We start from the raw sequence: 14,933 nt of genomic DNA on the forward strand, positions 1-14,933 counted from the left end.
GATGAGCAGTTCCACCGCGCTCGCCACCGTCGGCGGTAGCCGCACCGACGCCCGAAACGACGTCATGGCGGTCAACGCCGCCGAGGAGCAGTACGTCACCTTCACCGTCGGCAGCGAGGAGTACGGCGTCAACATCCTGTCGGTCCGCGAGATCCGCGGCTGGACGCCGGAAAGCCGCCTGCCGAACCTGCCGGACTACGTGCGGGGTGTCATCAATCTGCGCGGCATCATCATCCCCATCTTCGACCTGCGCGCCCGCTTCGGCGGCGGCGCCACGTCGGTCACCAAGCGCCACGTCGTCGTGGTGATCCAGGTGGGGGAGCGCACCCGCGGCATCCTGGTCGACGCCATCTCCGACATCCTGGCGATCGGCCACGACGCCATCAAGCCGCCGCCCGACGTGGACGGCGGCATGGTCGACGCCGAGTATCTCAGCGGCCTCTACACCGCCGACGACCGCATGGTCACGCTGCTGAGCGTCGAGAAGCTGTTCTCCGTCGAGAACAGTGAGCTGGACTCGGCGACCAAGGCCCTGCCGGCGCTGGAGCGGGCGTCCTGATTGGATAGCCCTCTCCCCTCTGGGGAGAGGGTGGCCCGAAGGGCCGGTGAGGGGGCGGGCTTGTGCCGGACGAGGCGCCACGCATAACCCCCTCACCCTAACCCTCTCCCCAGAGGGGAGAGGGGACATCAAAAGCAGCGACACAGGGGTGCGTCATGTCGCGGCTTTTCACACGGGTTTGTTTCAAATAAGGGCTAACGCCGGTACGACACGGCGGGCAAGGGGGATGGCATGGCGAAACGGGTTGGTTCGTTCGTTGGGTCGATGGGCATCTCGAAGCGGCTGTGGCTGGCCTTCGCGCTCCTGCTCGCCCTGCTGGCCGCCCAGGTCGCCGCCAGCCTGCTGAGCATCCGCAGCCTGAACGGCAGCGTCGACGCGGTGCTCACCAGCGGCGAACTCGCCACCTTCGCCAAGGACCTCTCGGCCCGCCTCGCCAACCAGCGCATCCACGGGCGCGATTATCTGGTGTCCGGCGACCCCGCCGCGCTCAACCGCCAGCGGGCGCTGCGCACCGAATTCGATCAGGCGCTGGCCGCCCACGGCGCGGCCATCCAGCGCTCCAGCCAGGCGGCGGCCTTCGCCGAGCTGGCGCGGCTGCACACCGAGTACCACACCCAGTTCGAGGCGATCCGCGTCGTCCGCGACCGCTACGACGCGGCCATCCGCCAGACCATGGACCCGCTGGGCACCCAGATCACCGAGACGCTGGAGCGCATCGTCGAGGGCGCCCAGGCCACCGGCGACAAGGACGCCGCCCTGGTCGGGGAAGAGATGGAGAAGCACTGGGTGCTGACCCGCCTCTTCGCCAACCGCGCGCTCGGCATGCGCGATGCCGCCGCCGCGGGGCCGATGGAAAAGAACCTGGACGAGATGCTGGAGCATGTGCGCGAGGCGCAGGCCCTGCTGACCGAACCCCGCGTGGCGGCGATGCTGCGCGAGGTGGCGGAACGGGCGCCGGGCTACCGCACCGCCTTCCGCGACGCCGTCGCCGCCGACAAGGAGATCGACCGCCTGCGCGCCGAGGTCGTCGCCAAGGTCGTCACCGCCCTGAACGCGACGCTGGACTCCATCGCCACCGCCATCCAGGCCGAGCAGAAGGGGATCGAGTCCCGCGCCGAGGCCGAGGTGGAGAACAGCGTCCTGCTGGCCCTGGTGCTGGGCGGCTTGTCGCTGCTGCTGGGCATCGGCGCCGCCCAGGTCATCGCCCGCTCGATCACCGGCCCGGTCCAGGGCATCCGCAAGGTGATGACCGACCTCAGCGACGGCCATCTGTCGGTCTCCGTCCCCCACACCGACGGGCGCGACGAGCTGGGCGCGATGGCCCGCGCCGTCGCCGCCTTCAAGGAGGACGCGGTGACCGCCGTGCGGGCGGGAATCGCGCTCGACCGCGTGTCGTCCTGCATCATGACGGTGGGCGAGGACGGGACCGTCACCTATTGCAACGCCGCCGCGCTGGCGATGTTCAAGACCGCCGAGAGCGACCTGCGCAAGGCCCTGCCCGCCTTCGACGCCGCCGGGCTGATCGGGAAAACTCTCGATGCGCTGGACACCGAGGCCCCGCGCCTGCGCTCCAGCCTGACCGGCCTCGCCAGCCCCTACAAGGGCATGGTGAAGGCGGGCCGCCGCAGCTTCGAGATCACCGCCAGCCCGGTCGCCGGGCGCCACGGCGAGAAGCTGGGCCTCGTCGTCGAATGGCGCGACCTGACGGCGGAGCTGTCCATCGAGGCGGAGATCGCCGGCATGGTGGACAGCGCCGTTCGCGGCGACTTCACCCAGCGGATCGCGCTGGACGGCAAGACCGGGTTCTTCCGGCTGGTCAGCGAGGGCATGAACCGGCTGGCCGCCAACGTCTCCGGCGTGACCGAGGATCTGGCCGCCATGCTGGAATCGCTGTCGCAGGGCGACCTGTCGCGGCGCATCGACAAGCCGTACGAGGGCGTGTTCCTGCGCCTGAAGGACGATTTCAACGGCACGGCGGAAAAGCTGTCGGAGATCGTCCGCCGCATCAACGGCGCCGCCGAATCCATCGCCGCGGCCAGCCGCGAGATCGCCGACGGCAGCCTCGACCTGTCCGAGCGCACCGAGCAGCAGGCCTCCTCGCTGGAGGAGACGGCGGCGAGCATGGAGGAGCTGGCGGCCACCGTCCGCTCCAACGCCGACAACGCCCAGCAGGTCAACGCCTTCGCCAACGACGCCCGCCGCGCCGCCGAGAAGGGCGGTCAGGTTGCCGCCAGCGCGGTGGAGGCGATGCGCGGGATCGAGCGCTCGTCGCAGAAAATCTCCGACATCATCGGGGTGATCGACGAGATCGCCTTCCAGACCAACCTGCTGGCGCTGAACGCGGCGGTGGAGGCGGCGCGGGCCGGCGACGCCGGGCGCGGCTTCGCCGTGGTGGCGCAGGAGGTGCGCAACCTCGCCCAGCGCTCCGCCCAGGCGTCCAAAGAGATCAAGACGCTGATCCTCGACAGCGGGGCGCAGGTCAAGGACGGGGTGGAGCTGGTCCGCTCCGCCGGGTCGTCGCTGACCGACATCGTGGCGGGCATCGCGCGGGTCGCCGACCTCGTGTCGGAGATCGCCCGCGCCACCGCCGAGCAGGCGTCCGGCCTGGACGAGGTCAACACCGCCGTCGCCCAGATGGACGAGATGACCCAGAAGAACGCCGCGCTGGTCGAGGAAAGCACCGCCGCCGCCCGCTCGCTGGAGGAGCAGGCCGGTCAGCTCCGCCAGCAGATGGCCTTCTTCTCGCTGGACGCCGGCCACACGCACGGCGCGTCCGACCTGGCCCGCCACATCCAGCTGATCGAGAACACCAAGATCGACCATGTGACCTTCCGCGACACCGTGCTGAAGACCGTCCAGGGCCACGGCGAGGCCACCGCGGACCGGCTGGCCGACCATCACGGCTGCCGTCTGGGCAAATGGTACGACACGGTGAGCGACGCCGCCGTGCGCTCCTGCCCGTCCTTCGAGCGGATCGCCGAGCCGCACGCCCGCTTCCACGAGGCCGGCAAGCGCGCCCTGCGCGCCCATGAGCAGGGGGATGATGCGACCGAGGCCCAGGCCCTGGCCGATCTCGACCGGCTGTCGGGCACCGTGCTGGGCCTGCTGGACGCGCTGGCCACCGAGGCGCGGGCCAAGGCCCGCGGACGGGCGGCATGACCACGGCCCCCAGCCTTTCCCCGCCCCCGGACTCAGAGGCGGCCGACCGCGGCGCCGTTCCCCCGGCGACGTCCGGCCGGCGGGAATTCCCGTTCGAGCGGCGGCACTTCGACTTCATCGCCCGCATGCTCTACCAGCTCGCCGGGATCGCGCTGGCCCCGCACAAGATCGAGATGGTCTATTCCCGCCTCGCCCGGCGGCTGCGCGACCTGCGTCTGAGCGACTTCGACAGCTACTGCGCCCTGCTGGAGAGCGAGGAGGGGGCGAACGAGGTCGGCTTCCTGGTCAACGCCCTGACCACCAACCTGACCAGCTTCTTCCGCGAATCGCACCATTTCGACTTCCTGGCGAAGACCGCGGTGCCGGAGATGCGCGCCCGCCACGCCGGGGAATCCTCCCACCCGCGGCTGCGCATCTGGTCCGCCGGCTGCTCCTCCGGGCAGGAGCCCTACACCATCGCCATGGTCCTGGCCTCCAGCTTCGGGCCGGAGCTGCGGCGCTGGGACGTGAAGATCCTGGCGACCGACATCGACACGCACATGGTCGACACCGCCCGGCGCGGCGTCTATCCCGCCGATCTGGCGAACAGCATCCCGGCCCCCCTGCGCGACCGCTTCACCCGCCGCCAGCGCGAGAGCGGCGAGCCGGTGGTGGCGATGGAGGAGGAGCTGAGGCGGCTGATCACCTTCAAGCCGCTGAACCTGCTGGAGCACTGGCCCATGAAGGGGCCGTTCGACGCGATCTTCTGCCGCAACGTGCTGATCTATTTCGACCGGGTCGGGCGGACCCAGGTCATCGGCAACTTCGCCCGCATGCTGGAGCCCGGCGGCTGCCTGTTCCTTGGCCATTCGGAGAGCCTGTACGGCGTGTCGGACCGCTTCCGCCAGACCGGCCCCACCATCTACCGGAGGCTGTGACGCATGACCGCTTTCGCAAGCCGCCGCGCGGCGGAGGCCCGGCAGACCGGCGGCTACTTCCACCCGCAGTTCCGCGCCCACACGATGAAGGTCTTCCTGGGCCATCACCTGGTCAGCGACCGCTCGGACGTGATGATGGTGACGACGCTGGGCTCCTGCGTGGCCGCCTGCGTCCATGACCCGGCGACGGCGATCGGCGGCATGAACCATTTCCTGCTGCCCGAGGTGCCGGAGTCCGAGGACGCCGGCACCGGAGCGGCGGCGCGCTACGGCTCGGTCGCCATGGAGCGGCTGATCAACGACCTGCTGGGGCGCGGCGCCCAGCGCGGGCGGCTGGAGGTGAAGCTGTTCGGCGGCGCCCGCGTCATCGATTCCAGCTTCGACGTCGGCCAGCGCAACGCCGCCTTCGCGCTCGACTACGTGCGGCGGGAGGGGCTGAAGCTGATGGGCCAGGATCTGGGCGGCGCCTCGGCCCGGCGCATCCACTACTTTCCCCACACCGGCAGGGCCATGCGCAAGATGCTGCGGCCCGAGGCCCTGTCGGAGACGGCGAACCAGGAACTGCATTTCCGCACCAGCCTGCGGCACCAGCCGATCGAGGGCGACGTGGAACTGTTCGGGGAGGACTGAGCCATGGCACGCCCCATCCGCGTCGTGATCGTGGACGACAGCAGCCTGATGCGGGAGATGCTGAAGGCCGTCATCTCGGACGAGCCCGGCATCGAGGTGGTCGGCGTCGCCCGCGACCCCTACGAGGCGCGCGACGTCATCAAGCACACCAACCCCGACGTCGTCACGCTGGACGTCGAGATGCCGCGGATGGACGGTCTGTCCTTCCTGGAAAAGATCATGACGCTGCGCCCGACGCCGGTCGTCATGGTCTCCTCCCTGACCCAGGAGGGATCGGAGGCGACGATCCGCGCGCTGGAGATCGGGGCCGTGGACTGCGTGGCCAAGCCCGACGGCTCCGAAGGCCACGGGTTCGAGGCCATGGCCCACGAGCTGGTCGGCAAGATCCGCATCGCCGCCACCGCCCGCCTGTCGATGCGGCGCCCCCAGCCCGCGACCGCCACCCTGCCGACGCCGCGCCGCGCCGGGTCGGGCACCCGCTTCATCGCCATCGGCGCTTCCACCGGCGGGGTGGAGCGCATCCGCGACGTGCTGGCGGTCATGCCCGCCGACTGCCCGCCCATCGTCATCACCCAGCATATGGGTCCCAGCTACGTCCCCAGCTTCGCCGCCCGGCTCGACCGCATCTCGCCGCCGTCGGTGGAGGTCGCCACCCAGGGCGCCCGGCTGGTCCAGGGCAAGGTCTACATCGCCCCCGGCGACCGGCATCTGGTGGTGATCCGCGACGCCCAGGGCTATTCCTGCCACATCCAGGACGGGCCGGCGGTCAGCGGCCACCGCCCGTCGGTGGACGTGCTGTTCTCCTCCGTCGCCAAGGCGGCGGGGGCGAACGCGGTGGGGGTGATCCTGTCCGGCATGGGCCGCGACGGGGCGTCGGGCATGCTGGCGATGCGCGACGCGGGGGCCTATACCATCGGCGAACAGGAATCGAGCTGCGTCGTCTACGGCATGCCGCGCGCCGCCCGGGAAGCCGGGGCGGTCGCCGTCGAACTGCCGCTGGCGCAGATACCGGCCGAGATGCTGCGCGCGTTCGACGCCATCGGCGAACACCGCACGCGCGCGAACTGAGGAGCAGCACCATGTCTTTCTACGGCCGCGCGCCCCGCCTGGAAGCCGGACCGGAACCGGAGAAGCCGGACCTTCCCGACGATGGCGCTCCCGTGCACAGCCTGCCCGAGATCGGCGAGAAGATCGCGGTCACCGGGGAGCTACTGGCGACCTGGATGGGCTACGCCGACATCCAGCGCCGCACGCTGGAGGCCGTGCAGAACGAGCTGACCCGCACCTCCTCGACTGTCGAGGACGCCACGCTTGACCTCTCCTCCCGCTTCCGCGAGCTGGCCGAGAAAGCCATGCAGCAGTCGGAGCGGGTGGAGGAGATCGTCGGCATGGCCGGCTCCGTCTCCATCGACGGGGAGCGGGTGCCGATGGACCAGCTGGTCACCGGCATGCAGCAGATGATCGCGGACATGATCTCCAACATCGTCATGCTGTCGCGCCACGCCATGAGCATGGTCTATCTGCTCGACGACGTGCAGAAGGACGTGGCGGAGCTGGAGAAGTCGATCGGCGACATCGACGCCATCAACCGCCAGACCAACTTCCTGGCGCTGAACGCCACCATCGAGGCGAGCCGCGCCGGCGAGGCCGGCAGGACCTTCGCCGTGGTCGCGCAGGAGGTGCGCCACCTCTCCCGCTCCACCGGGGCGCTGGCCGACCGCATGCGCTCCAAGGTGACCGCGGTGGTCAAGGGCGTGCGCAACGGCCACGACATCCTGCGCCAGATCGCCGACACCGACATGTCCCCCCAGATGCTCGCCAAGGAGCGGGTGGACAAGACCATGGACAGCCTGGTCGACCAGACCAACCACTTCCAGGCGGTGCTGGAGACGGCGGCCAACGTGTCGTCGGACATGTCCGCCACCATCAGCCGGATGGTCACCGGGATGCAGTTCCAGGACCTGACCAAGCAGCGGCTGGAGGCCATCAACGACAGCCTCGCCATCATGGCGGAAGGGCTGAACGAGCTGGAAAACCGCACCCGCGTCGAAATGCCCGCTTCCTTGGGGCCGCAGGTTCCGCAGGAATGGCTCGACGAACTGCTGGGCCGCTTCAAGCTGAGCGAGATGCGCCAGCGCTTCGTGCGCCGTCTGCTGCTGGAAGGGACGGCGCTGGACGAGCATGGCGTCCTTGACGTCGATGCCGGCCAGGCCGACAGTTCCGGCGGCGACATCGAACTTTTCTGAGGCCGAGGGATTCTCTGGAATCCCCGGCCTGTCTTGCTCCATTCTGGCGTGGTCCGCACAAGGCCACCCGCCCCACTGCCCCTTCAGGAACACCCTTCAGGAACACCGGACCGATGGACTACGGAATTGAGGACAAGGAGCAGGAGACCCTGGTTCGGTTGCGCGGTCGCCTGACCTTCAACGACCACGCCAAGCTGCGCGCCCTGATCCGGGAGATGCTGCAGAACAAGGCCAAACGTCAGGTGCTCGACCTCTCCACGCTGGAATTCGTCGATTCGGCGGGAATCGGCATGCTGCTGATCGCGCGGGAGGAAATGGCCAACGCGGACAAGCAGCTCGTCCTGCGCTCCGCCGCCGGACAGGTCAAGCGCGTGCTGACGGTGGCCCAGCTCAACAAGATCGTCACGATCGAGGACTGACCCCCTTGGTCCCCTCCCCCACCCGCGTCGCCGCCCTGCAAGGCCTGGGCGTGCCGGCCGACCGGCTGGACCGGCTGTCGGCGGCGCTTCGGCTTCCGCCCCGGCGGCCCGGCTCCCCGGCGGGGGAGGAGTTCGGCGCCTCCGTTCTGCTTCTGGTGGGCGATGCCGGCGCCGTGGAGGCGCCCGACTTCTGGCAGCGGCCCTTTGGCGCCTGGATCGAGGTCGCCAGCCTGTCCGACGCCCAGATCGTCGAGGCCGCGCGGCGCGCCGCGCGCGCCGACCTGTTCGCCTGCGTGACGACGGTGACCGCCAACCGCCTGCATCTGGCCGGGCGCATCCTGAACGGGCTGGCCGCCCTGCACCCCATGCCGGAGGCCCAGCGCGACGACATGGAGCTGGCGCTGCACGAGGCGATCAGCAACGCGGTGGTCCACGGCAACCTTCAGGTCGAAGGCATGAAGGGGCTGAGCGTGGAAGCGCTGGAGCGCTTCTCCCACGATCTGGCCGCGCGCATGGCCGACCCCGCCTTCGCCGACCGCCGGATCGAAGTCGCCGCCTGGCTGGAAAGCGCTTGCGCGGTGGTGGAGGTGGCCGACGAGGGAACCGGCTTCGCCCGGCCGGAGCGCATCGATTACGGCGCCTCGGGCCGCGGGCTGGACCTGATCGCCGCCATCGTCGAGGAACTTCAGCTTCTCGACGGCGGGCGCCGCATCCGCATGAGGTTCCCCCTCTGATGGACGAGGCCATCGCCGCCTGCCGCATCCTGGTGGTGGATGACACCGACTTCAACCGCACACTGATCGGCGCCCTGCTCGGCGAAGCCGGCTTCCAGAACGTCGCCTACGCCAAGGACGGCTTCGACGCGCTGGACCAGATCGCCGCGGAGGCGCCGGACCTGCTGATCCTCGACATCATGATGCCGGGAATGGACGGGTTCGAGGTGTGCCGCCGCCTGCGCGCCGACCACGCCTACGCCGACCTGCCGGTGCTGGTGCAGACCGCCCTGTCGTCCAGCGACGACCGCAACCGCGCCTTCGCCGCCGGCACCACCGACCTGATCTCCAAGCCGCTGGACCGGACGGAGCTGGTCGCCCGCGTGCGCATCCATCTGCAGAACCGGGTGCTGATCCGCGACCTTCAGACCTACCGCGCGCGGGTCGAGGGGGAGCTGGCGATGGCGCGCTCCATGTACGACCATCTCCTGCCCTCCGCGACGCTGTGCGCCGCGCTGACGGACAGCGCGGGGGTGACGCTGCGGTCGCACACGGCGCTGTCCTCCGACCTCGGCGGCGACCTCTGGGGGGTTCTGCCGCTGGCGGGCGGGCGGTTCGGGCTGTTCCTGCTGGACATGGCCGGGCGCGGCGTGTCGGCGGCGCTGAACGCCTTCCGCATGCACACGCTGATCCACGAGCTGGCGCCCCCTCTCGGCGAGCGGCCCGGCGCCTTCCTCACCGAACTGAACGAGCGGGCCGTCTGCCTGCTTGAGCTTGGGCAGCACGCCACGGTGATCTACGGCGTGGTGGACGGCGCGGCGGAACGCTTCACCTATGCGGCGGCGGCGGCGGCCCCGCCGGTCCTGATCCCGCCCGGCAACGCGCCGCTGGTCTTCGGCGAGGGGGCCGGTCCGCCGGTGGGCATCGCCGCCGGCGCCCGCTACGAGGAGCACGGCCTGCCCTTCCCGCCGGACTCGGCGCTGGCCCTGCATTCGACCGCCGTTCTGGAGACGCTGGGCGGGCGCAACGGCGGCCTCGCCGCCCTGCTCCAGAGCGCCGCCGTCCGGAACGCCATGGCCGACGGCCGCGGCGGCGACGCCTTCACGGCGGTCACCAAGGCGCTCGCCGCGGCCCAGGGCGACGTGCCGCTCGACGACCACACGCTGGTCTGGATCGGGCACGGGGGTGCGCGATGAACAGCCTGCCGGAAGTTCCGGGTCTGGAATCGGCCCGCGTCCTGGTGGTGGACGACAACCGCGTGAACCGCCATCTGCTCCAGGCCCTGCTGGAACGCGGCGGCGTCACCCGCATCGACATGGCGGAGGACGGCAACGACGCGCTGGCCCGGCTGGACGCCTTCCGGCCCGACCTGATCCTGCTCGACCTGATGATGCCGAACCTGGACGGGTTCGAGATGTGCCGGCGCCTGCGCGCGATCCCCGCCTGGAAGGATCTGCCGGTCCTCGTGCAATCCAGCCTGAACCGGGCCGAGGACCGCGCCAAGGCCTTCGCCGCCGGGGCCACCGATTACGTGACCAAGCCGATCAACGCGGTCGAGCTGCTGGCCCGCGTGCGCATCCACCTGCAGAACCGCGCCCTCCTGCACGATCTCCAGCGCTTCCACGAGCGGACGGAGAGCGAACTGTCGCTCGCCCGCAAGATGCAGGAACGGCTGATGCCGTCGCCGGAGCGGCTGGCCGAGGTGGAGGCTGCGGCGGGGGTGGGCATCACCGCCCATTTCGCCCCCTCGTCGGAGCTGGGCGGCGATTTCTGGGACCTGAGGCATGACGCCGTGGCGCCGGGACAGGGTCAGGGACAGGGCCGGACCATGCTCTACATGGTCGATTTCTCCGGCCATGGCGTCGGGGCGGCGCTGAACACCTTCCGCCTGCACGCGATCTGCCAGCAGATGGACGTGCCCAGCCTGACGCCCGGCGAGTTCCTGTCCATCGTCAACCGTCGGTTGTGCGCGTTGCTTCCCAACGGGCAGTTCGCCACCATGCTGGCCGGGGTGGTCGAGCCGGCGGGGAACCGCTTCGTCTACGCCTCCGCCGGATCGACGCGCCCGATGGTCTGGGCGCCCGGCGACACCGAACCGCTGCTGGGCGACAGCGCCGGCTTGCCGCTCGGCCTTCTGGCCTCGGCGGAGTATGAGGAGCGCTCCCTCCCCCTGCCCCCCGGCGGGCGCCTGTTCCTTTATTCGGATGGCGCCATCGAGATCCCGGTCGGCAGCGACGTTCTGGACGAGCCGGGCCTCGCCGCCCTGGTCGCCGAGCGGATGGGCGAGACGGACGGCGGCCGTTTCCTGGACGGGTTGCTGGACCGCCTGCGCGCCCTCGGCCCGATCGACGACGACCTGACCGCGCTGCTGCTGACCCGCAAGGGCTGACCGCCCCATGGAACCGACGGGCGCATGACCGCCACCCACGATCACGTCGCCCGACCCTTCCGGGCCGTTCTGGACACCAACATCCTCGTCGGCTACGCCCTGCTGGGCGCCGAGGTGCCCCGCCGCAGCCTGGCCATCCAGTGCAGCGTCGAGGCGGTGCGGGCGCGGGGAACCGCCTTCGTCTCCGACGCCACCCTGGCGGAGTTGCGGGAGGTGCTGATGCGCCCGGACTTCGACCGCTACCGCCCGGCCCAAGAGCGCGCCGCCTTCCTGGCCGCCTTCGCCGCCGAGGCCCGGCGGGTCGAGCCCGCCCCGGTGGAGCGGCTGTGCCGCGACCCAGACGACGACATGTTCCTGGCCGTGGCGCTGGCCGCCGACGCCGATTGGCTGGTGACGGTGGACCGGCAGCTTCTGTCGGTGCGCCAAGTGGGCCGCACCCGCATCCTGCGCCCCGAACGGTTCCTGGACGCGATCGGCTGACTCCGCCATTCGCGTTTTTTCCCGAAAAGTTTCCCCTCGACTTCCGTCGCGTGTTCCCTAGAATGAAAAGAGAACACTTCGCAAACTAGCGGTGAACGGATCGCGGGTGATCGGATGAGCACGCAACCTCTCTTGTTCGACAGCCTGCCCGAGACGGAGCGGGCGCGCAAACCGGCGCGCCGGTCCCGCGCCACCACCGTGGCGGCGCCGGTGGCCGTCGATGTGGTGCGGGAGGATGTTCCGGCGCCTTCATCCCCGGCGCCCATGACCCTCGCGCTCGTCCCGCCGCCGCCTGTCCCGATGGCGCCGCGCGCCGACTTCGATCCGGCGGCCCTGACCAACGCGGAGCTGCGGGCGCTGGCGCAGGCCCTGCCCGACCAGAAGCTGGCCCATCTGCTGATCGAAGCCGCGCGCGAGCTGAAGCGCCGCGCCGCGCCGGGCGCCTGGGAGGAGGAAGAAGGAGAGGACGGCCCGTCCGAACCGAATCCCCTGCTGCTGCGCGCCGCCCGGCAGGCGGTGGGCGAGCTGTCGGGCGAGGATGGCTGACCAAGTCACGAACACTGACCGATTCACAGAATACGTGTCCGGACACAAAATAATCCCACCGCAATAGATCGTTTCGTACCCCAACTTTGTACGGTTCCCTCCCCCCGATTCGGGAATGATTGCGCGACAAGACACGCACTTATGTGCAATGATATGTCCTTAGCCTGACCAATGGCCGCGCCTGCGTTTCCCTGGCGCATCGCCGGCGGTCGGAGCCGATAAGGAACGACCCGCGGGGAGGGTGATTTGGACTGGATGACCTGGCTCCAGGATTGGGGCGATGCCTTCTATCCCCTGGCCTTCATATGGGCCTTCTTCGAAGGCGAGACCTTCGTCATTTTCGGCGGGATGGGCGCGCATCTGGGGATCATCAACCTATACTGGTTGGTTGCCGCCGTCTGGATTGGCAGTTTCATGGGCGACCAGTGCTATTTCTGGATCGGCCGCAAATGGGGCGGCAAGGCGCTGGCCCGCTTCCCGGCGGCGGAGGCCCGCGCGACGCGCGTGCTGTATTGGCTGGAAACCTACGGCGTCGGCTTCATCCTGGCCTTCCGCTTCCTCTACGGGGTGCGCAACATCGCCTCGGTCGCCGTCGGCACATCCCGCATGCCCTGGCGAAAATTTCTGTTCTGGAACTTCATCGCCGCCGGCATCTGGGCCTGGAGCTTCGCCGGGGCCGGCTACCTGTTCGGCGAGGCCGCCGCCGCCATCGGCGAGAACGGCCCGAAGATCCTCCTGCTCATCGCGCTGGGCATCGGCGTCACCATCTTCACGGTGAAGAGCGTGATGTGGGTCCGCCGCCGCTACGCCGCGTCCGAGACGCAGGCGTAACGGCGCCCCTCCCCCCGACACCAGGTCAAAGGGCCGCCGCGGACAACCGCGGCGGCCCTTTTTTCGTTTCCGAGGCTGCCCCTCACGCCCGGCGGGCAATCCACACGGCGGTCAGGTCGTCGCGCAGGGGCAGGCTGGTGCGGGCGTAGAAGCGCTCCAGCAACGGCCCCAGCGGGCGGGCGCGGTTGGCGGCGATGGCGCCGCGCAACAGACCGGGCACCCCGTCCTGCCCGATCGGTTCGTTGTCCGGACCGCTGCATTCGATCAGCGCGTCGCTGTAGAGGAACAGGCAACTCCCGCGGGGCAGGCGCAGGCTGCGGTCGGCGTAGACGGCGCGACGCGACGCGCCCAGCACCAACCCCGCCGAGTCGAGCAGCCGCAGTTCCCCCGCGATCCCCACCACCGGATTCGGCGCCCCGGCCGAAGCGTAGGTCAGAGTGTCGGTGTGCAGGTCGAGGATGCCGAAGAAGGCGGTGGCGAACTGCCCGATCGGCAGCACCTCCTTCAGCGCCAGATTCAGCCCGGCCAGCCATTCCGAGGGCGGCACATGCTGCATGGGGAAGCGGTCGATCAGCGTGTGCAGGCGAAAGGTGTTGATGGCGGCGGTGATGCCGTGCCCGGCGAAATCGACCAGCAGGAAGGCGACGCGGTGGCTGTCCAGTGGATAGACGTTCCAGAAATCGCCGCCCAGCTCCGACGAGGTTTCGAAATGGGCGTCCAGCACCAGCTCGTACCGCTCGGCGACCGCCTCCAGCTCCTTCGGTTCGGGCAGCAGGGACAGCTGCATCGCCTTGGCGTGCTTCAGCTCCCGCTCGACCCGCCCGCGGAAGTTGGCGAGGTCGGTGAACAGCTTGCGCTTTTCGAGCTGGTGGCGGACGCGGGCGACGCACTCGCCGGGCTTGATCGGCTTGGAGATGAAGTCGCTGCCCCCGGCCTCGAAACAGCGGACCTGCTCCTCGTCGCTGTCCAACGCCGTCTGGAACAGGATCGGCAATTCCTCGTGGGTCAGCCGCTCGCGCAGGCGCCGGCACATCTCCAGCCCGTCCATCACCGGCATGTTGACGTCGAGCAGCACCAGATCGGGGCGGAAACTCTCCACCTTGCGCAGCCCCTCCACACCGTTCTCGGCGACCTCGATCTGGGTCAGCCCGGCGCGGCGGATCATCAGGGCCAGCGATTTCCTGTTGAACTCGTTGTCGTCGACGATCAGGACACGGCTGGCGGCGAGCGAAATGGGCATGCGCGGACCCGTCCGCCCGTCACAGGTCGAACTGCAGCAGGGTGCAGCGCCCGCCGTCGGTCACGTGGATGCGCCGGGCCAGCGCCCGCATGAACACGAAGCCACGGCCGGAATGGGCGCCGCTGTCGGTGTCCTGCGGCAGGGCTGCGGCGTCGAACCCGTTGCCCTGGTCGACCACCGCGATGGACAGGCTGTCGGCGGTCCAGCGCGCGAAGATGTCGATCCGCCGTTGCCGCACGGCACCGTCGCCCAGCCGTTCGCGCAGCAGCCGGCTGAACAGGCGGTAGCCCTCGGGCTGCTCCTTGGTCGCGCTGGGAATGCCCAGATTGCCGTGGACGATGGCGTTGGCGATGGCCTCGTGCAGGCACAGCTCGATGTTGCCGCGCCGCTCCGGCGTCAGCACGCCGCGCCGGGTCAGCTCGTCGCAGACCAGAACCGCGCATTGCAGGCCATAGGCCGTCCCGGTGGTCAGCGACAGGTAGAACCCCCGCTCCACCGGCGGGGCGCCAAGCCAGTCGGCCTCGATGGCGCCGGTCCCATCCTCCTGCTCCGTCAACTCCACCGTCAGGAAGCGGTTGAGCCCGAAGGCGCCGCGCAGGATGTCCCGGTCGGCCTGGGCCAGCAGCACCGCGGCGGCGGCCCGACCGTCAACGGCGTCACCAACGCCTCCACTCGGGCCGAAGCGCGCCGCGACCCGCGCGGCGATGTCCGCCGGCACACGGTCCCGCACCACGCTGAAGGGGCGCACGGCACCGGCCGGACCGGGGGAAGGGCTGGCGGAGGAGGCGGGGGAACCGTCCATCG

General features: G+C 70.0%; 15 protein-coding genes. 13 read left to right on the forward strand and 2 right to left on the reverse strand.

What is annotated here, in order from left to right; all coding sequences use genetic code 11:
• Position 1 precedes the first annotated feature (1 nt).
• The 13 genes from JJL56_RS06685 (at position 2) to JJL56_RS06745 (ending at position 12,889) form a co-directional block, all read left to right on the forward strand.
• Positions 2 to 559, forward strand: a complete 558-nt coding sequence (locus tag JJL56_RS06685) for a chemotaxis protein CheW (RefSeq protein WP_014241669.1) — start codon at positions 2 to 4, stop codon at positions 557 to 559.
• 231 nt (positions 560 to 790) lie between these two features.
• Positions 791 to 3,718, forward strand: coding sequence for a methyl-accepting chemotaxis protein (locus tag JJL56_RS33635; RefSeq protein ID WP_200484663.1), 2,928 nt, complete (start codon positions 791 to 793; stop codon positions 3,716 to 3,718).
• On the forward strand, positions 3,715 to 4,635 hold the full coding sequence (locus JJL56_RS06695; protein ID WP_145622861.1) for a CheR family methyltransferase: 921 nt from the start codon (positions 3,715 to 3,717) through the stop codon (positions 4,633 to 4,635). Before JJL56_RS33635 ends, JJL56_RS06695 begins: the two co-directional genes overlap by 4 nt.
• A 3-nt stretch (positions 4,636 to 4,638) precedes the next feature.
• Positions 4,639 to 5,265: a chemotaxis protein gene (locus JJL56_RS06700; protein WP_145622862.1), complete on the forward strand. Its 627-nt coding sequence runs from the start codon at positions 4,639 to 4,641 to the stop codon at positions 5,263 to 5,265.
• Between the two features lie 3 nt (positions 5,266 to 5,268).
• Positions 5,269 to 6,333: a protein-glutamate methylesterase/protein-glutamine glutaminase gene (locus JJL56_RS06705; RefSeq protein ID WP_145622863.1), complete on the forward strand. Its 1,065-nt coding sequence runs from the start codon at positions 5,269 to 5,271 to the stop codon at positions 6,331 to 6,333.
• Between the two features lie 11 nt (positions 6,334 to 6,344).
• Positions 6,345 to 7,511 carry a methyl-accepting chemotaxis protein gene (locus JJL56_RS06710; RefSeq protein WP_145622864.1) on the forward strand — a complete coding sequence of 389 codons (1,167 nt, stop codon included), beginning with the start codon at positions 6,345 to 6,347 and terminating at the stop codon, positions 7,509 to 7,511.
• A 113-nt stretch (positions 7,512 to 7,624) separates the two neighbouring features.
• Positions 7,625 to 7,930, forward strand: coding sequence for an STAS domain-containing protein (locus tag JJL56_RS06715; RefSeq protein ID WP_014241675.1), 306 nt, complete (start codon positions 7,625 to 7,627; stop codon positions 7,928 to 7,930).
• Between the two features lie 5 nt (positions 7,931 to 7,935).
• Positions 7,936 to 8,664 carry an ATP-binding protein gene (locus JJL56_RS06720; RefSeq protein WP_186452767.1) on the forward strand — a complete coding sequence of 243 codons (729 nt, stop codon included), beginning with the start codon at positions 7,936 to 7,938 and terminating at the stop codon, positions 8,662 to 8,664.
• Positions 8,664 to 9,839 (forward strand): fused response regulator/phosphatase, encoded by a 1,176-nt coding sequence (locus tag JJL56_RS06725; RefSeq protein WP_145622866.1) that lies wholly within the window; start codon positions 8,664 to 8,666, stop codon positions 9,837 to 9,839. Before JJL56_RS06720 ends, JJL56_RS06725 begins: the two co-directional genes overlap by 1 nt.
• Complete coding sequence (locus JJL56_RS06730; RefSeq protein WP_145622867.1) at positions 9,836 to 11,032, forward strand: PP2C family protein-serine/threonine phosphatase; 1,197 nt, start codon at positions 9,836 to 9,838, stop codon at positions 11,030 to 11,032. The genes JJL56_RS06725 and JJL56_RS06730 overlap by 4 nt, the downstream gene beginning before the upstream one ends.
• A 24-nt stretch (positions 11,033 to 11,056) precedes the next feature.
• Entirely contained in the window at positions 11,057 to 11,512 is a 456-nt protein-coding gene (locus JJL56_RS06735; protein ID WP_145622868.1) for a putative toxin-antitoxin system toxin component, PIN family, read from the forward strand.
• 114 nt (positions 11,513 to 11,626) lie between these two features.
• Positions 11,627 to 12,058 carry a hypothetical protein gene (locus JJL56_RS06740; RefSeq protein ID WP_145622869.1) on the forward strand — a complete coding sequence of 144 codons (432 nt, stop codon included), beginning with the start codon at positions 11,627 to 11,629 and terminating at the stop codon, positions 12,056 to 12,058.
• A 255-nt stretch (positions 12,059 to 12,313) separates the two neighbouring features.
• Positions 12,314 to 12,889, forward strand: a complete 576-nt coding sequence (locus JJL56_RS06745; protein ID WP_145622870.1) for a DedA family protein — start codon at positions 12,314 to 12,316, stop codon at positions 12,887 to 12,889.
• Between the two features lie 82 nt (positions 12,890 to 12,971).
• Here the strand turns inward: JJL56_RS06745 and JJL56_RS06750 are convergent, their stop codons facing one another.
• On the reverse strand, positions 12,972 to 14,129 hold the full coding sequence (locus JJL56_RS06750; RefSeq protein WP_145622871.1) for a PP2C family protein-serine/threonine phosphatase: 1,158 nt from the start codon (positions 14,127 to 14,129) through the stop codon (positions 12,972 to 12,974).
• A 19-nt stretch (positions 14,130 to 14,148) separates the two neighbouring features.
• Positions 14,149 to 14,931 (reverse strand): ATP-binding protein, encoded by a 783-nt coding sequence (locus tag JJL56_RS06755; RefSeq protein WP_200484665.1) that lies wholly within the window; start codon positions 14,929 to 14,931, stop codon positions 14,149 to 14,151.
• Positions 14,932 to 14,933: the final 2 nt, after the last annotated feature.

This window comes from Azospirillum aestuarii (genome assembly GCF_016632405.1).
GTDB lineage: Bacteria > Pseudomonadota > Alphaproteobacteria > Azospirillales > Azospirillaceae > Azospirillum > Azospirillum aestuarii.